The 19578-nt window shown below is 72.9% G+C and carries 16 protein-coding genes; 9 read left to right on the top strand and 7 right to left on the bottom strand.

Annotated elements, in window-relative coordinates; all coding sequences use genetic code 11:
* Positions 1-26: 26 nt before the first annotated feature.
* Positions 27-1397, top strand: coding sequence for a cobyrinic acid a,c-diamide synthase CobB (locus tag GA0070562_RS17785; RefSeq protein WP_091423338.1), 1371 nt, complete (start codon positions 27-29; stop codon positions 1395-1397).
* Positions 1394-1963, top strand: coding sequence for a GNAT family N-acetyltransferase (locus GA0070562_RS17790; RefSeq protein ID WP_091423050.1), 570 nt, complete (start codon positions 1394-1396; stop codon positions 1961-1963). The genes GA0070562_RS17785 and GA0070562_RS17790 overlap by 4 nt, the downstream gene beginning before the upstream one ends.
* A gap of 129 nt (positions 1964-2092) precedes the next feature.
* Here the strand turns inward: GA0070562_RS17790 and GA0070562_RS17795 are convergent, their stop codons facing one another.
* Entirely contained in the window at positions 2093-4225 is a 2133-nt protein-coding gene (locus GA0070562_RS17795; RefSeq protein ID WP_091423053.1) for a transglycosylase domain-containing protein, read from the bottom strand.
* 121 nt (positions 4226-4346) lie between these two features.
* Here GA0070562_RS17795 and cobC point away from each other — a divergent pair, with 121 nt between their 5' ends.
* The 3 genes from cobC to cobA are packed head-to-tail and all read left to right on the top strand — an operon-like array spanning position 4347 to position 7746.
* The gene (cobC, locus tag GA0070562_RS17800; RefSeq protein ID WP_091423055.1) at positions 4347-5429 is read left to right on the top strand and encodes an Rv2231c family histidinol phosphate aminotransferase CobC; all 1083 of its coding nucleotides are present in this window, start codon (positions 4347-4349) and stop codon (positions 5427-5429) included.
* Positions 5429-6508: a nicotinate-nucleotide--dimethylbenzimidazole phosphoribosyltransferase gene (gene cobT, locus GA0070562_RS17805; protein WP_091423342.1), complete on the top strand. Its 1080-nt coding sequence runs from the start codon at positions 5429-5431 to the stop codon at positions 6506-6508. The genes cobC and cobT overlap by 1 nt, the downstream gene beginning before the upstream one ends.
* On the top strand, positions 6505-7746 hold the full coding sequence (cobA, locus tag GA0070562_RS17810; RefSeq protein WP_091423059.1) for a uroporphyrinogen-III C-methyltransferase: 1242 nt from the start codon (positions 6505-6507) through the stop codon (positions 7744-7746). The genes cobT and cobA overlap by 4 nt, the downstream gene beginning before the upstream one ends.
* A 202-nt stretch (positions 7747-7948) precedes the next feature.
* On the opposite strand, the gene otsB is transcribed toward cobA, so the two are convergent.
* From otsB to GA0070562_RS17825, 3 genes are all read right to left on the bottom strand, one after another.
* Positions 7949-10549: a trehalose-phosphatase gene (otsB, locus tag GA0070562_RS17815; RefSeq protein WP_091423061.1), complete on the bottom strand. Its 2601-nt coding sequence runs from the start codon at positions 10547-10549 to the stop codon at positions 7949-7951.
* Entirely contained in the window at positions 10546-11946 is a 1401-nt protein-coding gene (locus GA0070562_RS17820) for an alpha,alpha-trehalose-phosphate synthase (UDP-forming) (protein ID WP_013288079.1), read from the bottom strand. The genes otsB and GA0070562_RS17820 overlap by 4 nt, the downstream gene beginning before the upstream one ends.
* 362 nt (positions 11947-12308) lie before the next feature.
* The gene (locus tag GA0070562_RS17825; protein WP_091423064.1) at positions 12309-12590 is read right to left on the bottom strand and encodes a hypothetical protein; all 282 of its coding nucleotides are present in this window, start codon (positions 12588-12590) and stop codon (positions 12309-12311) included.
* Between the two features lie 212 nt (positions 12591-12802).
* On the opposite strand from GA0070562_RS17825, the gene ettA reads away from it, so the two are divergent.
* From ettA to GA0070562_RS17845, 4 genes are all read left to right on the top strand, one after another.
* Positions 12803-14479, top strand: coding sequence for an energy-dependent translational throttle protein EttA (gene ettA, locus GA0070562_RS17830; protein WP_091423066.1), 1677 nt, complete (start codon positions 12803-12805; stop codon positions 14477-14479).
* Positions 14480-14492: 13 nt separating this feature from the next.
* A complete protein-coding gene (locus tag GA0070562_RS17835) occupies positions 14493-14936 on the top strand; it encodes an acyl-CoA thioesterase (protein WP_091423069.1) in 444 nt (147 codons plus the stop codon).
* The gene (locus GA0070562_RS17840) at positions 14933-15595 is read left to right on the top strand and encodes a DUF8185 domain-containing protein (protein ID WP_091423072.1); all 663 of its coding nucleotides are present in this window, start codon (positions 14933-14935) and stop codon (positions 15593-15595) included. Before GA0070562_RS17835 ends, GA0070562_RS17840 begins: the two co-directional genes overlap by 4 nt.
* A gap of 131 nt (positions 15596-15726) precedes the next feature.
* Positions 15727-16311 carry a type III secretion system chaperone family protein gene (locus GA0070562_RS17845; RefSeq protein ID WP_091423074.1) on the top strand — a complete coding sequence of 195 codons (585 nt, stop codon included), beginning with the start codon at positions 15727-15729 and terminating at the stop codon, positions 16309-16311.
* Positions 16312-16317: 6 nt separating this feature from the next.
* Here GA0070562_RS17845 and GA0070562_RS17850 read toward each other — a convergent pair whose 3' ends face one another.
* The 3 genes from GA0070562_RS17850 to GA0070562_RS17860 all read right to left on the bottom strand — a co-directional run bounded on the left by GA0070562_RS17850 (position 16318) and on the right by GA0070562_RS17860 (position 19419).
* Positions 16318-16704, bottom strand: coding sequence for a globin (locus GA0070562_RS17850; RefSeq protein ID WP_091423077.1), 387 nt, complete (start codon positions 16702-16704; stop codon positions 16318-16320).
* Between the two features lie 78 nt (positions 16705-16782).
* Entirely contained in the window at positions 16783-18156 is a 1374-nt protein-coding gene (locus GA0070562_RS17855) for an MFS transporter (protein WP_175438779.1), read from the bottom strand.
* 234 nt (positions 18157-18390) lie between these two features.
* Positions 18391-19419 (bottom strand): mechanosensitive ion channel family protein, encoded by a 1029-nt coding sequence (locus GA0070562_RS17860; RefSeq protein ID WP_244254053.1) that lies wholly within the window; start codon positions 19417-19419, stop codon positions 18391-18393.
* Positions 19420-19578: the final 159 nt, after the last annotated feature.

Consider the following 19578-nt stretch of genomic DNA (forward strand, 5'->3'; position numbering starts at 1 on the left):
GAAACCACCCACATCAGGAGTCGATGATGACCGACGTGCCGCGCGTCGTGCTGAGCGCGCCCTCTTCGGGTCACGGCACCGGCGCCGTCTCCCTCGGCCTGCTCGCGGCGCTCACCGACCGGGAGATTCCGGTGGCCGGGTTCAAGGTCGGGCCGGACCAGGTGGACGCGGCGTATCTGGGGCTCGCCGCCGGGCGCGCCGGGCGCACGCTGGACCCGAGACTGGTCGGCCCGGAGCGCATCGCCCCCCTCTTCGCGTACGGCGCGGCCGGCGCCGGGTTCGCGCTGGTGCAGGGCACGATGGGCCTCTACGACTCGGTCGCCGGACGACCGGAGAGCGAGTCCACGGCGGCCGTCGCCACGGCGCTGCGCAGCCCGGTGGTGCTCGTGGTGGACGTGGCCGCGATGGGCCAGTCGGTCGCCGCGCTGGTGCACGGCTTCCGGGCGTACGACGACGAGCTGTGGCTGGGCGGCGTGATCCTCAACCGGGTGGCCTCGCCCCGGCACGAGGCGCTGCTGCGCGAGGCGCTCGACGACGTGGGCGTGCCGGTCTACGGGGCGCTGCGCCGGCACGAGCTGCCTCCGGTGCTGCCCGCCCGCCGGTTCGGCACCGGTCCCGTGGTGCGCGCCGACGCCGACGCCGAACGCGGCGTACGCCGGCTCGGTGAGGCGGTGGCGGCCACCGTCGACCTCGACCGGCTGCTGGCGCTGGCCCGCTCCGCCCCGGCGCTCGCCGTCGAGCCGTGGTCGCCGGAGCCGGCCGACGCCCCGCAGCCGTCGGGGGAGCGGCCGGTGGTGGCGCTCGCCGGCGGACCGGCCGGCGCCTACAGCCATCCCGAGACCGCCGAGCTGCTGCGCGCCGCCGGCGCCGAGGTGGTCACGTTCGATCCGCTGCGCGACGAGGCGCTGCCCGCCGGGGCCCGCGCGCTCGTCATCGGCGGCGGGCTGCCCGAGACGTACGCGGAGCAGCTCTCCGCCAACCGCCGCCTCTGCATCGCGGTGGCCGAGCTGGCCCGCTCGGGCCGCCCGGTGATCGCCGAGGGGGCCGGCCTGCTCTGGCTGGCCCGGGAGCTGGACGGCCTGCCCATGTGCGGGGTGCTCGACGCGGTCGGCACGATCAGGGACGGCCTGGTGGTCGGCTACCGCACGGCCACGGCGGTCACCGACAGCGTGGTGGCAGCGGCCGGCGCCACGGTGACCGGGCACAAGCAGCACGCCGCCGTGCTCACTCCGCGCGCCGGTGACCGGCCGGCCTGGCGCTGGGAGGGTGGCAACCCGGAGGGCTTCGTCCGGCAGGCGGTGCACGCCTCGCAGCTCGTGCCGCACTGGGCCGCCCACCCGGACATCGCGGCCCGGCTGGCCGCCGCCGCGCTGGCGCCGGTGGGGGCGTCGGCGTGATCGGGCAGGTGGCGGTACGCCGGTTCCCGGCGCTCACCGTCTCCACCCCGCGCATCGAGGTCCGGCACCTCGTCGCCGCCGACGCGGAGGCGGTGGACGAGGTGTTCGCCGACCGGCAGACGCAGCGCTGGCTGCCGCTGGCCGAGGCGTCCGGGCAGATCGACGGGCGGGCGTGGTGCACCGAGCTGGCCCGGCAGCGGCGCGACAGCGGCGACGGAGACCACTGGGCGGTGGTCCGCCGGGAGGACCAGCGGGTGGTCGGCTCGCTCTGGGCCCGCCGTACCGACTGGGGTGCCCGGCTCACCGAGCTGTCGTACGCGATCGCGCCGCACGCCCGGGGCTACGGCCTGGCGGTCGAGGCGGTGGACGCGGTGGCCATCGCGCTGATCCTGGAGCACGGGTTCCAGCGGGTGGAGCTGCGGGTGGCGGCCGGCAACGTGGCGTCCCGGCGGGTCGCCGAGAAGGCCGGCTTCAGCTACGAGGGCCTGCTGCGCAACGCCGGTTTCGTCAGGGGCGCCCGGGTCGACCTGGAGCTGTGGTCCTTCGTCGCCGCCGACCTCCGCTGACCGCCCTGCGCCCCCTGCGCCCACCCGCCTCCGAACGTCGATCAAGGAGTTCGCGTCGGCGGATCGGGCGATCCCTGACGCAAACTCCTTGATCAACTACCCGGGCGCACCCCCGGGCGGATCAGGGGGTCAGCCGACTATCTGGTCCGAGGGTGGGGTGAACTGGCGGGTGGGCTGGCCCTTCAGCGAATCCCGCAAGGTCTGCGCCACCGCGTTCACCGGGATCTGCGACTGCCCGTCGCCCACCGCGTTGAACGGATTGTCCGGGTCGGCGATGAAGCTCGCCGCCGCCAGCTCCGGCGTGTAGCCGACGAACCACGCCGACCGGGTGCTGTCGGTCGTGCCCGTCTTGCCGGCGACCGGGCGGCCGACCGTACCCCGCACGCTGTCGGCGGTCGACCAGCCGCCGCAACTCCCCTTGGCCGGGGTGTCGCCGGTCGGGCAGCGGGCCGCGTCGGTGGCGGCGCGGGCTGCGTCGGCGTTCACCACCTGCCGGCACCGCGGCTTGGCCACCTCCCGCTGCACCCCGCCCGCCGTCGTGTACGTGGCGGGCGTGCCGTCCCGGTTCATGATCGCGTTGACCGGGATGGCCTCGCAGTAGCGCCCGTCGGCGGCGATGGCGGCGTACGCGTTCGCCATCTCCAGCGGGGTGGCGTCGGAGACGCCGAGCGTGAACGCGCCCCACTTCTTCGCCTTCCCCGGCGACGCCTGCTCCTTGTCCACGTCGGTACGCCAGCGCAGCCCCAACTGCTCGGCCAGGCGCACCCCGGTGTCCGCGCCGATCTTCTCCTCCAGCTGGACGAAGTATGTGTTCACCGACTTGCCGAACCCGGACCACATGGTCTGCCGGCCGGTCATCGCGCCGCTGGCGTTCGACGGCGCCCACCCGTCGTAGACGGCCGACTTGTACGTGTACGGGGAGTCGTACGCGGTGGACAGCGGCATCCCGGCGTTGAGCGCGGCGAGCATCGGGAACATCTTGAACGTCGAACCGGCCTGGTAGCCCGGGAGGGTCCCGCCGCCGAGCAGCGGCGCCACGGTGTTCGGATAGTTCGCCTTGACCTTCGGGCCGGCCTCCGGGTTCGAGCTGTTCGGGTTCTCGGCCAGGTCGAGCGAGTAGTTCCGGTTCACCGCCATCGCCTTGATCCGCCCGGTGCCGGGCTCGGCGACCACGATCCCGTTGGCGAACGGGCTGCCGGTGTTGTCCTTGGCGCCGACGTTCTTCTCCGCCGCCGCCTGGGTCTTCGGGTCGAGCGCGAGCACGATCCGGTAGCCGCCGCGGCGTAGCTTGTCCATCCGTTCCAGCCGGTTCTCGCCGAACGCGGGCTGCGAGCTCCACCAGTTCTTCAGGTAGTCGCAGTAGAAGCCCCAGCTGCGGTGCCCGCCGTCGATCGCGGCGCAGTCGTTCGGCGGGTCGGTCAGCTTCAGCTTGATCGGCTGGCCCTTCGCCGCAGCGGCGGCGTCAGGTGACAGGTAGCCGAGGCGGGTCATGTTGTCCAGCACGTAGTTGCGCCGGCCGGTGGCGTCCTTCTGGTCCGAGGTGATCGGGTCGTACTCCGACGGCGACTTCACCAGCCCGGCCAGCGTGGCCGCCTCGACCGGGGTGAGCGTGGCCGGTGTCTTGGAGAAGAAGATCTGCGAGGCCGCGTAGATCCCGTACGCGCGGTGACCGAAGTAGGCCGAGTTGAGGTAGCGCTCCAGGATCTGTTCCTTGCTCAGATGCTTCTCGATGTCCAGCGCCATGCGCATCTCCTTGACCTTGCGCAGGCTGGTCTGCTGGGTCGCCTCCTGGACCTCCTTGGGCGTGGTCGCGCTGTCCCGCAGCGCCATCCGCACGTACTGCATGGTGATCGTCGAGGCGCCCTGGGAGACGCCGCCGGACCGGGCGTTGGAGACGAAAGCACGCGCCACGCCCTTCGGGTCGACGCCGTGGTGCTGGTAGAAGCGGTTGTCCTCGGCGGCGACGATCGCCTGCTGGATGTTCGGCGACATGTTCTCGACCTTGGTGTACTGCCGGTACTCCTCGTAGAACATCGTCAGCACCGTCTTGCCGTCCGGCGCGTAGACGTACGAGGTCTCGGCCGGCAGCGCGGTCTTGAGGATGCTCGTCTTCTGTTCGATCGCGTGCGCGGTGGCCTTGGCCCCGATGCCGGTGACGGCGACCAGCGGGTACAGGGCGGCGGCGACCACGATGCCGGCGATCAGCCCGGCGCGGAGAAGGGGAACGAGACGGCCAGCGGAAGCAAGGGGACGACTGCTCACGGGGTCAAGCTATGACATTTCCGATTCGGAAATGAGAAGAACTCATAAACCGGCGGACCGTGACGCGACCCACGCCGGGATGCGCTGTCCCGGGCGGCGGCTACCCGGCAGGATCGCGGACATGCCCGCAGCACCGACCGGGAGCGCCGCCGCGCTCGACGAGCCCGACCTGGGCCACCACGGGGACGCCGAGGCCACCCCCGGCCTGGTGGACCTGGCGGTCAACGTGCGCCGCGCCCCGATGCCGGACTGGCTGGCCGACCCGATCACCGCCGCGCTGGGCGACCTGGCCGCGTACCCCGACCCGGCACCGGCCCGCGCCGCAGTCGCTCACCGGCACGGGCGACCCCCGGAAGAGGTACTCCTCACCGCCGGCGCCGCCGAGGGTTTCGTCCTGATCGCCCGCGCGCTGTCCGGCGCCCGCCACCCCGTTGTGGTGCACCCGCAGTTCACCGAGCCGGAGGCCGCGCTGCGCGCCGCCGGGCACCGGGTGGACCGGGTGCTGCTCGACCCGGCCGACGGCTTCCGCCTGGACCCGGCCCGGGTCCCGGACGACGCCGACCTGGTCATGATCGGCAACCCCACGAACCCGACCTCGGTCCTGCACCCGGCGGACACGATCGCCGCGCTGGCCCGTCCCGGCCGGGTGCTCGTGGTCGACGAGGCGTTCGCCGACACCACCGCCGCGCCCGGCGTCGACGGCGAGCCCGAGTCCCTCGCCGCTCGCCGCGACCTGCCCGGCCTCGTGGTGGTGCGCAGCCTCACCAAGACGTGGGGCCTGGCCGGGCTGCGGATCGGTTACCTGCTCGGCGACGCCGCGCTGCTGACCCGGTTCGCCGCCGCGCAGCCGCTCTGGGCGGTCTCCACCCCGGCGCTCGCCGCCGCCACCGCCTGCGCCGCGCCGGCCGCCGTCGCGGCCGAACGCGCCATCGCCGCCGACCTCGCCGCCGACCGCGACCACCTGGTGGCCCGCCTGTCCGGCCTGCCGGGGGTACGCGTGGCGGGCCGCCCGGCCGCCGCCTTCGTCCTGATCCACGTGGCCGGCGCCGCCGGCGTACGCGAGCGGCTGCGCGCGCACGGCTGGGCGGTACGCCGGGGCGACACGTTTCCCGGGCTCGGCCCGGACTGGCTCCGGATCGCCGTACGCGACCGGGGCACCACAGACGCGTTCATCGAGACGCTGGCACGGATCCTGGAGGCATGATGCTGGAGTCCACAGTCGCGGCGATCCAGCCGCTCGACGAGGCCGCCATGGCGGCGGCCCGCGAGTTGCAGGGACGGCTGACCAAGCCCGCCGGCTCGCTCGGCGCCCTGGAGCCGCTCTCGGTACGCCTCGCCGGGCTGGCCGGCGCCTGCCCGCCGCCGCTGCCCGAGCCGGCCGCGGTGGCGATCTTCGCCGGTGACCACGGCGTGCACGCCCAGGGCGTGACCCCGTGGCCGCAGGAGGTCACCGCCCAGATGATCGCCAACTTCCTGGCCGGCGGCGCGGTGGTCAACGCGTTCGCCCGTCAGGCCGGCGCCTCGGTCACGGTGGTGGACGTCGGCGTGGCCACCCCGATCCCCGGCGCCGACTCCGAGGAATCCGCCGATCCGGCCGGGCCGCGCCTGGTGGCCGCGAACGTCCGCCCCGGCACCCGCGACATGACGGTCACCGCCGCGCTGACGCGGGACGAGGCCCGCGCGGCCGTCGAGACCGGCATCCGGGTCGCCGGTGAGCTGATCGACGCCGGGGCGGGCATCCTGCTCACCGGCGACATGGGCATCGGCAACACCACCCCGTCCGCCACGCTCATCGCCGCGTTCGCGCGCGTGGACGCGGAGGCGGCCACCGGCCGGGGCACCGGGGTCGACGACGAGACGTACGCCCGCAAGGTGTCTGTGGTGCGGGCCGCGCTGGCCCGGCACGAGCCCGACCCGGCCGACCCGCTGGGCGTGCTGGCGGCCGTCGGCGGGCTGGAGCACGCCGCGCTGGCCGGCCTGATCCTCGGCGCCGCCGCCCGGCGGGTGCCGGTGCTGCTCGACGGCGTGATCGCGGTGAGCGCCGCGCTCGCCGCCGCCGCGTTCGCGCCGGACGCGGTGGGCGCCATGGTCGCCGGGCACCGCAGCGCCGAGCCGGGCGCCACGGCGGCGCTGCGGCACCTCGGCCTGGAGCCGCTGATCGACCTGGGACTGCGGCTCGGCGAGGGCACCGGGGCTCTGCTCGCCCTGCCGGTGGTCACCGGCGCGGTCCGGGTACTGCACGAGGTGGCGACGTTCGACTCCGCCGGGGTGGCGGAGAAGTGACCGGGCCGACGCCGCCGAGCCCGTACCCCCTGGGGTTGCGGCTGGGCGGGCGGCGCGTGGTCGTCGTGGGCGGGGGAGCGGTCGCCACCCGGCGGGTGCCCGCGCTGCTCGACGCCGGCGCGGACGTGCTGCTGGTGTCGCCCGAACTGACCCCGGCGCTGCGCGCGCACGTCGACGCCGGGCGGCTGCACTGGGAGCCGCGCCGGTTCGCCCCGGGCGACCTGGACGGCGCGTGGCTGGTCCAGGTGGCTGTGGACGACCGGGCCGCCGCCGCTGCCGTCAGCGCGGCAGCGGCCGAGCGGCGAATCTTCTGCGTCCGCGCCGACGACCGGACGGCGGCCAGCGCGTGGACTCCGGCGGTGACCCGGCACGGCCCGGTCACCGTGGCGGTCCTCGGCGGCGGCGACCCGCGCCGCGCGATGGGCGTCCGCGACGCCGTGCGGGATCTGCTGGGCGCGCGGACGGCCCCCGGCTTCGCGCCGTCCCCCGAGGCGGGAGGCGCCGCCGGGGGGCGCGTCGCGCTCGTCGGCGCCGGACCGGGCGACCCGGAGCTGATCACCGTGAAGGGGTGGCGGCTGCTCACCGAGGCCGAGGTGGTCGTCGCCGACCGGCTCGTGCCCGGCCTGCTCCTGGACGAGCTGCGCCCGGACGTCGAACTCGTCGACGCCTCGAAGATCCCGTACGGGCCGTCGCGTGCCCAGGAGGAGATCAACCGGATCCTGGTGGACCGGGCCCGGGCCGGCAAGGTGGTGGTACGGCTCAAGGGCGGCGACCCGTACGTCTTCGGCCGCGGCGGCGAGGAGCTGCTGGCCTGTGCCGAGGCGGGCGTGCCGGTGACCGTGGTGCCGGGTGTGACGAGCGCGATCGCGGTGCCCGAGGTGGCCGGCGTGCCGGTGACCCACCGGGGTGTGGCGCACGAGTTCACAGTGGTGTCCGGGCACCTCGCGCCCGACGCGCCCGCGTCGCTGGTGCGCTGGGACGCCCTGGCCGGGCTGCGCGGCACGCTCGTGATCCTGATGGGCCTGAAGAACCTCGCCGCGATCAGCGCCACCCTGATCGCGCACGGCAAGCCGGCGGAGACCCCCGCCGCGGTGATCCAGGAGGGCACCACAGCCGCCCAGCGCACGCTGCGCTCCACGCTGGGCACGGTCGCCGCCGACGTGGAGGCCGCCGCCCTGCGCCCACCCGCGATCGTGGTCGTAGGCGACGTGGTCCACACCCTCACCCCCACGCCCTGACCCCGAGGCCCTCGCCGACGCCCCCCGCCTGATTGCGTCGATCTTGCACTTGGCGCCCGCCACGTGCCCGTTACGGCCCATTTGTCGGGGCAGCAAGTGCAAGATCGCCGAGGGCGGGGCGGGGCGGGGCGGGGCGGGGCGGGGACGGAACGAAGGCGGCGGCGGGGCCCGGAAGGTCCCCGCCGCCGCCTTCGTACGGGCGTTACTGCTTGAGCATGTTGTCCAGCAGCAGGGCGCAGCGGATCAGGCCGAGGTGGCTGTACGCCTGCGGGTGGTTGCCCAGCCCGCGCTCGGCCAGCGGGTCGTACTGCTCCGGCAGCAACCCGGTCGGCCCGGCTGTGTCGACCATCTGGGTGAACAGCTCCTCGGCATCGCTGCGGCGGCCGGTGCGCAGGTACGCCTCGATCAGCCACGACGTGCAGATGTGGAAGCCGCCCTCCCGGCCGGGCAGGCCGTCGTCCCAGTGGTACCGGTAGACGACCGGGCCGCTGCGCAGCTCCGCCTCGATCTTGAGCACTGTGGAGAGGAAGCGCGGGTCGTCGCCGGCGAGCAGCCCGGAGATGCCGATCCACAGCGACGAGGCGTCCATCTCCTCGTAGCCGTAGGCGACGCTGTACGCCTCGGCCTCCGGGTGCCAGCCGTGCTCCAGCACGTTCGAGGCGATCCGGTCGCGCAGGTCGACCCACTCGGGCCGGTCCTCGCCGCCGTGCCGGCGTACCACGTGCAGCGCCCGGTCCACTGTCATCCAGAGCATGACCTTGGAGAAGACGTGATGCCGCGGGGGGAGGCGGGCCTCCCAGATGCCGTGGTCGGGCTCGTGCCAGCGGCGGCGTACCGCCTCGACCATGTTCTCCAGCACCCGCCACTCGTCGTCGCGGATCGAGCCCCGGGCGTCGGCCACGGCCGCGATCAGGTCCGCGACCGGGCCGAAGACGTCGAGCTGAAGCTGGTGGTTGGCGAGGTTGCCGACCCGTACCGGCCGGGAGCCGGCGTAGCCGGGCAGCGTGTCGATGACCGCCTCGGCGCCCAGCTCGAAGCCGTCCACCGTGTAGAGCGGGTGCAGCCGCTCCGGGTGCCCGCCGGTGCGCTCGACCACCCCGTCGATCCAGCGCAGCAGCCCTTCTGCCTCCTCGGTCGAGCCGAGGTCGACGAGGGCGCGTGCGGTCATCGCGGCGTCCCGCAGCCAGCAGTAGCGGTAGTCCCAGTTGCGGACACCGCCCAGCTCCTCCGGCAGCGACGTGGTGGCCGCGGCGAGGATCGAGCCGGTCGGCTCGTGGCAGAGGCCGCGCAGCGTCAGCGCGCTGCGGGCGACCAGGTCCCGGGCGGTGGCGGGCAGCCGCAGCGAGGCCACCCAGTCCTTCCAGGGCTGCTCGGCGGCGGCCTGCCGCTCGTGCAGCGGCAGGCGGTGCGGCTCCAGGCTCTGCGTGCCGAAGCGCAGCTCCAGCACCACCTGGCCGCCGGCCGCCGACAGGTCGACCACCGCCTTCGCGGTCTCGTACCCGGCGTCGTTTGTGACCTCCCACTCGACGCCGGGGGAGTGCAGCGCGACCGGCTCGTTGGAGCCGAGCACCAGCAGGCCGTCGTCGAGCGGCTGGAGCTGCACTGCCACCTGGCCGAACTCGGGGCGCGGCGCGAACTCGACCCGGGCCCGACCGGTGCCGCTGAGCACCCGGACCAGTGTCGAGTCGCCGCTGACCACGGCCGGGTCGTCCGGCGTGGTCTCGCGGACCGGCAGGTCGAGCCAGTCCGTCACGGTGAGGCCGGACCAGCGGGTCTCGACGGTCATCGTGTTGCTGCGGTACCGCTGGCCCAGCGGGATGCCGCCCCGCTCCGGGCCGACGGTGAAGTGCCCGGCCGGGCTGCCGCCGACCAGGTCGGCGAAGATCGCCGCGGAGTCCGGCTTCGGGTGGCACAGCCAGGTGATCTTGGCTTCCGGTGTGACGAGCGCGACCGTACGGCCGTTCGCGAGCATCGAGTGCCGCTCGATCGGCACCGCCCGCTCGCCGAACAGCCAGTGCCGCCGCGTCTCCAGCAGCAGCCCCAGCGCGCGGGCCGCCTCGATCGGCTCGGCCACCCGGTAGTCGGCCCGGGTCTCCCCGGGACCGATCTTGATGCCGACGTCCGGCCCGGTCAGGTTGCCGAAGGCGTTCTCGTCGGTGACGTCGTCGCCGATGAACAGCACCGCGCTCGCGGCGAGCTGGGTGCGGAGCTGGTCGACGGCGGTGCCCTTGTTGGTCACGACCACCGACAGCTCGATGACCTCCTTGCCCTGGGTGACGGTCACGCCCTCCCAGGTCGCGGGGCCGTTGCGGACCGCCTCGACGGCCCGGGCGGCGACGTGCGGGTCGACGCCGCGGGTGTGCACGGCCACGCTGGCCGGCTTGCGTTCCAGGCGGATGCCCGGGTGCTCCGCGGCGATCTCGCGCAGCGCCTCACGGAGCCGGTGCCGGACCGCGATCAGCTCGGGCGTGAGCCGCTCGACGAAGCCGATGTCGAACTCCGAGCCGTGGCTGCCGACGAGGTGCACCTCGCTGGGCAGCCGGGAGAGTGTGGCCAGGTCGCGCAGCGCGCGGCCGGAGACGACGGCGACGCTCGTCTGCGGCAGCGCGGCGAGCGCGCGTACGGCCGCCACCGACTCGGGCAGCGGCACGGCCTTGCTGGGGTCCTCGACGATCGGCGCCAGCGTGCCGTCGTAGTCGCAGGCGACCAGGAGTTGCGGAACCCGGGCGATGCGGCCGATGGCGGCGCGCAGTTCGGGATCCAGCACGCCGCCGTGAACGGCGGCGGGGGCGGGCGGGGTCACGCAGCCTCCGTATCGGGGACGCCGAGCTCGCTGAGGAACGACTTGGCCCAGTGGCCCACGTCGTGGCTGCGCAGATGGCGTTGCATGACGCGCATCCGGCGGCGGGCTTCGGGCTTCTCTACATGCACGGCCCGCAGCAACGCGTCCTTCACCGCGTCCGGGTCGTGCGGATTACACAAAAACGCCTGGCGCAGCTCGGTGGCGGCGCCGGCGAACTCACTGAGCACGAGCGCGCCGCCCTGGTCGGCGCGCGATGCGACGTACTCCTTGGCCACCAGATTCATTCCGTCTCGCAGCGGGGTCACCATCATCACGTCGGCCGCGACGTACATCGCGGCCAGTTCGGAGCGACTGTACGACTGATGCAGATAATGCACTGCAGGCACGCCGACCCGGCCGAATTCACCATTGATCCGGCCTACTTCGCGTTCCACCTTCACCCGAAGTGCCTGGTAGTGCTCCACACGCTCGCGGCTGGGCGTGGCGACCTGCACCATAACCGCGTCGGGAACTGTCAACTTTCCGTCAGCAAGGAGTTCCCGGAAGGCCTTCAGGCGAAGTTCGATGCCCTTTGTGTAGTCGAGCCGGTCGACGCCCAGGATGATCGTCTTCGGGTTGCCCAGCTCCTCGCGGATCTGCTTGGCGCGGGCCTGGATCGCCGGATCCTCGGCCAGCCGCTCCATCTCCTTGGTGTCGATCGAGATGGGGAACGCGCCCGCCTTCACCTGCCGACCGTCGACCTGGATCATCTGGCCCTCGTAGCGCAGGCCGAGCAGGTGCCGGGCCAGGCGTACGAAGTTCTGCGCCGCGAGCCGCTGCTGGAAGCCGACCAGGTCCGCGCCGAGCAGTCCACGCAGGATCTCGGTGCGGAACGGCATCTGCATGAACAGCTCGATCGGCGGGAACGGGATGTGCAGGAAGAAGCCGATCCGCAGGTCCGGCCGCAGCTCGCGGAGCATCGCCGGCACGAGCTGGAGCTGGTAGTCCTGGACCCACACGGTCGCGCCCTCGGCGGCCACGTCGGCGGCGGCCTCCGCGAACCGGGCGTTCACCAGCCGGTACGCCTCGCGCCAGCGCCGCTTGTAGGCGGGCGTCTCCACCGCGTCGTGGTAGAGCGGCCAGATCGTCGCGTTCGACTGGCCCTCGTAGTAGCGCTCCAGCTCCTCGGCGCTCAGCGGCACCGGGTGCAGGCGGATGCCCTCCAGGTCGAACGGCTCGGGCGCGGCGCCGGTGCCGCCGGCCCACCCGACCCAGGTGCCCTGGTGCTCGGCCAGCACCGGGTGCAGCGCGGTCACCAGCCCGCCGGGGCTGCGCCGCCACTGCCGCCCCTCGGGTGTGCTCACCTCGTCGACCGGCAGGCGGTTGGCCACTACGACAAAGGAGCTACGGACGGTCACGATCGGCCACCTCCGGGTACTGACGGGTCCACCGCGATGAGCGTACTGAGCGTAGCTGCGGCGTCTGATCCCCCGTGCCGGAGTTACCTACCCGTCCCAGAACCGCCGAACCCACCGCGTGATCTTGTCGACACCCGTGGTTCAGAGGTCGATGATCGGCCACTCCTTGGGCAGCACCTCACCGAGCAGTTCCCGCCGGTCGCTCATGATCGGCGTGGTGGCCCGTGCGGCCTCCAGCGCCACCTGGGCGAGGTCCATGCTCAGGAGCGTGCGCGACCGGCCGCCGAGGAACATGCTCCCCGACCGCCTCGGTGCCGTCCGAGTAGGCCAGCAGGCAGGCGGTGTCGAGCACCAACCCGGCGTCAGTCACGGGTCAGCCGTCCACGTGACGACTCGCTCAGCAACGCGGCGGCCCGGGCGCGCAGTTCCGGGGTGATCTTCGCCTGGGCCTCGTCGAGCGCGTGGCCCGCGTCGGCGAGCCCGCCGTCGGACAGCCGGAAGCCGACCTGCCGGAGCGTGTGCCGGGTGCGCTCGCCCGCCATCCGCTGCCGCACGCTCTCGGTGACGAACGCGGAGACGTTCGGCTCCTGGGCCAGTCGTTCGGCCACGTCGTCGGGGACGCTGACGGCGATTTTCTTGGTCATACTGTCGACGGCAATGAGTAGTACCGGTGCCGGCAACGAGGCTCGCCGCCGTACCCCTGGGTGGGGTGATGTGGGCGTGGCGGTCCGTACCTGTCAGGATTGACGGCGGCGTGCGCGCGGCCGGCTCCCGGCCGGCGGCGGCAGGCGCAGACGGCGCCCGCGCCCCGCACTCGACAAGCCCGCGATCGCAACCGACGGAGGTAGCCCGCACCGTGGCCCAGTTCATCTACGTCCTGGACAAGGCGCGCAAGGCGCACGGCGACAAGGTCGTGCTCGACAACGTGACGCTGAACTTCCTGCCGGGTGTCAAGATCGGGGTGGTCGGTCCGAACGGCGCCGGTAAGTCCAGCCTCCTCAAGATCATGGCAGGGCTGGACCGGCCGAGCAACGGCGAGGCCCGGCTCATGCCCGGCTACTCCGTCGGCATGCTCGCGCAGGAGCCGCCGCTCAACGAGGAGAAGACGGTCCTCGGCAACGTCGAGGAGGCGGTCGCCGCGACCAAGGCCAAGCTGGAGCGGTTCAACGCCATCGCCGAGCAGATGGCCACCGACTACTCCGACGAGCTGATGGAGGAGATGGGCAAGCTCCAGGAGGATCTGGACGCCGCCGACGCGTGGGACATCGACTCCAAGCTCGAACTCGCCATGGACGCGCTGCGCTGCCCGCCGCCGGACGCCGACGTCACCACGCTCTCCGGTGGTGAGCGTCGCCGGGTGGCGCTGTGCAAGCTGCTGCTGGAGGCGCCGGACCTGCTGCTGCTCGACGAGCCCACCAACCACCTGGACGCGGAGAGCGTGCAGTGGCTGGAGCAGCACCTGGCCAAGTATGCCGGCACCGTCCTGGCGATCACCCACGACCGGTACTTCCTGGACAACGTTGCCAACTGGATCCTGGAGCTGGACCGCGGCCGGGCCTACCCGTACGAGGGCAACTACTCCACCTACCTGGAGAAGAAGGCCGCCCGGCTCTCCGTCGAGGGCCGCCGCGACGCCAAGATGAAGAAGCGCCTCTCCGAGGAACTGGAGTGGGTCCGCTCGAACGCCAAGGCGCGGCAGACCAAGTCCAAGGCCCGCCTGGACCGCTACGACGAGATGGCCGCCGAGGCGGAGAAGACCCGGAAGCTGGACTTCGAGGAGATCCAGATCCCGCCGGGCCCGCGTCTGGGCAACACGGTCATCGAGGCGCAGAACCTCACCAAGGCGTTCGGTGACCGGGTGCTGATCGACAACCTGTCGTTCTCGCTGCCCCGCAACGGCATCGTCGGCATCATCGGCCCGAACGGTGTCGGCAAGACCACGCTGTTCAAAACCATCGTCGGGCTGGAGCAGCCGACCAACGGCTCGGTCCGGGTCGGCGAGACCGTCTCGCTGTCGTACGTCGACCAGAACCGGCAGGGCCTGGACGGCGACAAGACCGTATGGGAGGTCGTCTCCGACGGACTCGACCACCTCATGGTGGGCAAGGTCGAGATGCCGTCCCGGGCGTACATCGCCGCGTTCGGCTTCAAGGGGCCGGACCAGCAGAAGCCGACCAAGGTGCTCTCCGGCGGCGAGCGCAACCGGCTCAACCTGGCGCTGACGCTGAAGATCGGCGGCAACGTGATCCTGCTCGACGAGCCGACGAACGACCTGGACGTGGAGACGCTGTCCAGCCTGGAGAACGCGCTGCTGGAGTTCCCCGGCTGCGCCGTGGTGATCTCCCACGACCGGATGTTCCTGGACCGGGTCGCCACGCACATCCTGGCCTGGGAGGGCGACGACCAGAACCCGGCCAAGTGGTTCTGGTTCGAGGGCAACTTCGAGGCGTACGAGAAGAACAAGGTCGACCGTCTCGGCGCCGAGGCGGCCCGGCCGCACCGGGTGACCTACCGCAAGCTCACCCGTGACTGACCGGTGCTGACCCTTGTCTGACCGGTTCGTCTACCACTGCGCGCTGCGCTGGTCCGACCTCGACGCGTACGGCCACGTCAACAACGCCCGCTTCCTCACGCTCTACGAGGAGGCCCGGGTGGCGATGATGTTCGCCGGCGGCCGGGCGTGGGGAGTGGGCTCGTTCGCCGACGGTGTGGTCATCCGCCGGCACGAGGTCGACTACCTGCGCCCGGTGGACTACGCGCTCGGCCGGGCCAGCGCCGAGGCCGCCCCGACGGTACGGATCGAGCTGTGGGTGGACCAGATCAAGGCCGCCTCCTTCTCGGTCGCGTACGAGCTGTACGACGGCGACACGCTTGCCGGCACCGCCCGGTCGTTGCTGGTGCCGTTCGACCTGACGGCGCAGCGCCCGCGCCGGATCTCGCCGGAGGAGCGGGCGTTCCTGCTCCGCTACGCGCCGGGGCTGAGCGGATGACCGGGCACGGGTTGACCGGGACGGCGGACGCCGGGGCCTTCCTGGCCCGGCTGGTCCGGTTCGACCCGGCCACCCTGGTCCGGCTGCGGCCGGTGCCGGGTGCGGGCCGCACCGCCCTCTGGGCGCGTCTGCCGTGGGGCGTGCTCGTGGTCCGTACCGTGCCGGGCGCCGCTGCCGGGGACGCCACGGTCGCGGCGGGGGAGCTGCTGGCCGAACTCTCCGCCGGGGGCGGGGCGCTTCCGGTACGCCGGGACGACGGCTGGCGGTGGCAGCTCCCACCCGCCGCGAGCCGGGCGGTGGAGGTGTTGCCCGGGGCCGAGCTGCGCCGGATCGCGGAGGCGGCGGCCGGGACGCTGCGCGAGGCGGCCACGCACGGCGTGGCGGGCCGCGCGGTCGGGCAGCGGGTGCTGCGGGACGCTCTGCTGGACCACGTCGCCGTGGTGGTGACCCCGGACGAGGCGCCGCGCACACCGGTGGAGGTGTCGCAGCGGCTGGTGCAGGCCGTGGTCCGGATGGGTTTCCTCGGCGCCGGCGCGGACGACGTTCAGGTGCGGACGGCTGGTCGATGGGTCGGACTCGTCGGACCGTTCGGGGCGGCCTGGTCGCGTACCGTCGCTGATCTTGCACTCAGGCCGACGCCAGGTCATCCGAACGGATGATCCCGCGTCGTCCTTCCGGTTTGGGGCGGTCGTTGGGGGGATGCCTCACGCCGTCTGTCCGGGTACCGTCCATCCTCGGATCCAACGCACCGTAGGCGTCCGGATCCGCTGGGGAGTGAGGTGCGCGAGCGATGCCGTGGTGGTCATGGCGCCCTGGTCCCGCCGCTGGCGGGGAGCCGGAGACTCGAAGCGGGACCACATTGGATGACACCATCCGGGTCGGCCCACCGACCCCTCGCCAGCCGGGGGACGACGTGGTGCCACCCGAGCGGCCGGTCCTCGCGGACATGCCGGCCACCGTCGCGCCGGTCACCCTGAGCCGGGTCTGCGACGCGCTCGACCTGCTCGACGTCCGCTATCTGGCCGACGGCGACGGCAACCTGCTGGCCATGTGGGAGCGGCACGCCGTGCTCGTCGCGCTGGAGGGCCCGGAGGACGAGATCCTGGTGATGCGGGCCCGTCCGCACGCGACGGTCCCGCCGGACTGGGCCGACCGGGCCTACCGCGTGGTGAACGAGTGGAACCACACCCGGCGCTTCTGCAAGGCGTACATCGGTGACCCGACCGAACGCGGTCAGCTCCCGATCTACGCCGAGTTGCAGGTCCCGCTCGGTGCCGGCGCCCACGACGCGCTGCTCGTCGAGATGCTCGACTGCGGCGCCGCGGTCGCCGTCACGTTCGTCGACTGGCTGCACGACGAGGGCGCCCTGCTCTGAGCCGGCTCAGCCGGCGGCCGGATCCTCCATCACGTTCACCATGAAGTAGGCGGCCCGCTCCAGGTAGTCCCAGAGCGCGGCGGCGAGCTGCGGCGGCAGGTCGAGCGTGTCCACCGCCCGGCGCATGTGCAGCAGCCAGGCGTCCCGCTCGGCCGCGCCGATCCGGTACGGCGCGTGCCGCATCCGCAGCCGCGGGTGGCCGCGCTGCTCCGAGTAGGTGTGCGGGCCACCCCAGTACTGGATGAGGAACAGGGTCAGCCGGTCCGCCGCCGGGCCCAGGTCCTCCTCCGGGTACATCGGCCGCAGCAGCGGGTCGTCGGCGACACCGGCGTAGAACTCGTCCACCAGCTTGCGGAAGGCCGGTTCACCGCCGATCGCCTCGAAGAGGGTCATCGACTCGCCTGGGGAAGTCACGCTTCCATCCTGCCAGGTGCGGCCCGGCGCCCGCGCCCGCCCGCGGGGCGGCGCTGATCACGTCACCGCGTGCCGGCGCCGGCCGTGCTCGTGGTTCCGGTCACCCGACGCGGGGCCGCGCGAGTGCGCGTGCGCGGGTCCGGTACCGGCCGGCGACTCGGCGCGGGCCGTCGCGATGGCTTCGTGGATCACCTGCGGCCGGGGCCAGGCGAGTGCCGCCCCGGTCATGATCAGCACACCGGCGGCGCTCCACACGCCGACCACCGACGGGACCGAGAAGCGCTCGGCGAGCGCGCCCGTGGCCAGCACCGCGGCGCCCTGGATGATCTGTGTGCCGCTGGCCATGACGCCGAACGCCCGGGCCCGGAACCCGTCCGGCAGCGCCTGCACGAACAGGCCGTTGGCGACCGGGACGAGCCCGGCGACGGCGAAGCCGCACCCGGCGGCCAGCAGCGCCACCACCGCCGGCGGCGGATTGAACAGCGCGGGTACGAGCGTCGCCGGCGCGATGATCATTAACGGTCGCATCAGCGTGAGCCGCCGGTCCGGGCCGACCAGCCGGCTGATGGTCAGCCCGCCGAGGATGTATCCGACCGGGACGGCGGCCATGATCAGCCCTTGCGCGGTGCCGGCGTCCATCCGGCCGTCGGTCCGGTCGGCGGCCCACCCCGCGGCCAGTCCCTCGGGGACGATCGAGAAGAGCATCGCACTGAACACCAGCACCGCGATGGCGCGCAGCACCGGCCGCTCGAAGACGATCTGGAAGCCCTGGACGGTCTCCCGCAGCAGGTGGCTGCGGTGCACCTCGGTCATCGCCGGTGGTCGCTCGCGTACGCCGAAGCGGACTATCGCGGCCGACACGGCGAAGGTGACGGCGTTGACGAGCAGCGCGGTGTTCGGGTTGAGCGCCGCCACCGTGGCGCCGATCAGGTAGCCGACCACCTGGGCGGCCTGGCCGGCGCTGGTGAACGCGGACAGGCCCACGACCAGCCGGTCCCCGGTCAGGATGTGCGGCATCAGCGCCGACCGCGCCGCCTGACTCGGCGGGTTCGCGAGCGTGGCCAGGAAGATCAGCGCGAAGACCGACCAGGTCGGCATCCAGGGCATCGCGACCAGCGCCATCAGCGCCATCCGGAGGAGATCGCAGACCACCATGACGCGCCGGTAGTGGTGCCGCTCGGCGAGCGCGGAGAGCAGCGGGCCGCCGATCAGCCAGGGAAGGTAGCTGGCGGCGAACGCGGCGGCGGAGAGCGCGACCGAATCGGTCTCGCGCAGCACGAGCACGGTGACCGCGGCGCGGGCCAGGTAGTCACCCACCCAGGAAAGGGTGTTGGCGGCGAAGATGGCGCGGAACTCCGACTGACCGAAGACGTCCCGGAAGGTGGCCGGGCCCTCCCGGGCGGGTCGCGCGTCGGACACCGTCGCCTCCATCGTTCCTGGTCGACCACTTGTGATGGCCCGACCGGGAACCGTCGTCAGATCAACCGATCAGCGAGGACACGAGCACGCCCCCCGGTGGAGCGTGTGCACCGGATTCTGCCCGATCGTCTGACAACTGGCTAGGGCGAACGGATTGATCGTCGCATCTCCGACTGAACGAACGGACGATACCCGAGGGGCCGCGCGGTGCGGAACCCCGGAAAATAGTCCGGCTCGTCCGGCGGCTCAGGTGGGTCCGCCGGTACCCGTACCCTCGGCGGCGGGCGGCGCCGGCGGCTGGACCGGCAGGCCGGGGAACAGCCGGGCGGCCGCGATCTGCGCGACGATCCCCGAGTTCTCCAACGCCTCCGCGAGGCGTCGGCGCAGCTCGCGGCCGACCGCGAACTGCCCGTCCGCGGTCGTCTTCACCACGGTACGGATCACCGCGCCGTCGACCGTCATCTGCTCGACGCCCAGGACCTCCGGCTGCTCCACGATGCTCGGCGCCAGCTCCGGGTCCAGCGCCACGGACGCCGCCGCGGTACGCAGCACGGCGGTGGCCTCCTCCGTGCCGGCGAACCCGATCGGCAGGTCGACCACGACGAGCGCCCAGCCCTGGCTCTTGTTCCCGACGCGGACGATCTCGCCGTTGCGGATGTACCAGAGCACGCCGCGGCCGTCCCGGACGGTGGTGACCCGCAGCCCCACCGCCTCGACCACGCCGGTGGCCTCGCCCAGGTCGACGGTGTCGCCGACGCCGTACTGGTCCTCTATCAACATGAACAGGCCGGCGATCAGGTCCTTGACCAGGCTCTGCGCGCCGAAGCCGAGCGCCACGCCGGCGATGCCCGCGCTGGCCAGCAGCGGGGCCAGGTCGAAGCTGAACTCCTTGAGCACCATCAGCAGCGCGATGCCGAAGACGAACGCGGTGACCATGCTGCGCAGCACCGACCCGATCGCCTCGGCCCGCTGCCGCCGCCGCTCCGGCACGAAATGGTCCGGGTCGAGCGTGGCGCTGGGGATGCGTTCCCGCAGCGGGCGGAGCATGGTCGGCACCGCGCCCTGGGTGGTGGTCCGCACAAGCCGGTTGATGGTCCGGTGCAGCGCCCAGCGGGCGGCCACCGCGATCAACAGGATCAACGCGACCCGCAGCGGCTTCAGCAGGATCCAGTAGCTGCTCTCGGCGAACCAGGCGGAGCCGGTGAGCCGGTACAGGAACTCGCAGGAACTGCTGCCCTGGCAGTCCGGGCGCCGGTCGGAGAAGGCCGACAGCAGGGCGGAGATCAGGTCGGAGACGTTCACCCTGCTTTCGTACCGCACCGGTGACGGGCGGTGGACACCGCCACCTCCGCGAAGTGTCGCTACCGGAGGGGGTAGCCCGGATTAGTGCGTGCAATCCGGGGCGCGATCAGGGACTATTGGCGCAACGGACGT

Origin of the sequence: Micromonospora tulbaghiae, from assembly GCF_900091605.1 — a bacterium.
Taxonomy (GTDB): Bacteria; Actinomycetota; Actinomycetes; order Mycobacteriales; family Micromonosporaceae; genus Micromonospora; species Micromonospora tulbaghiae.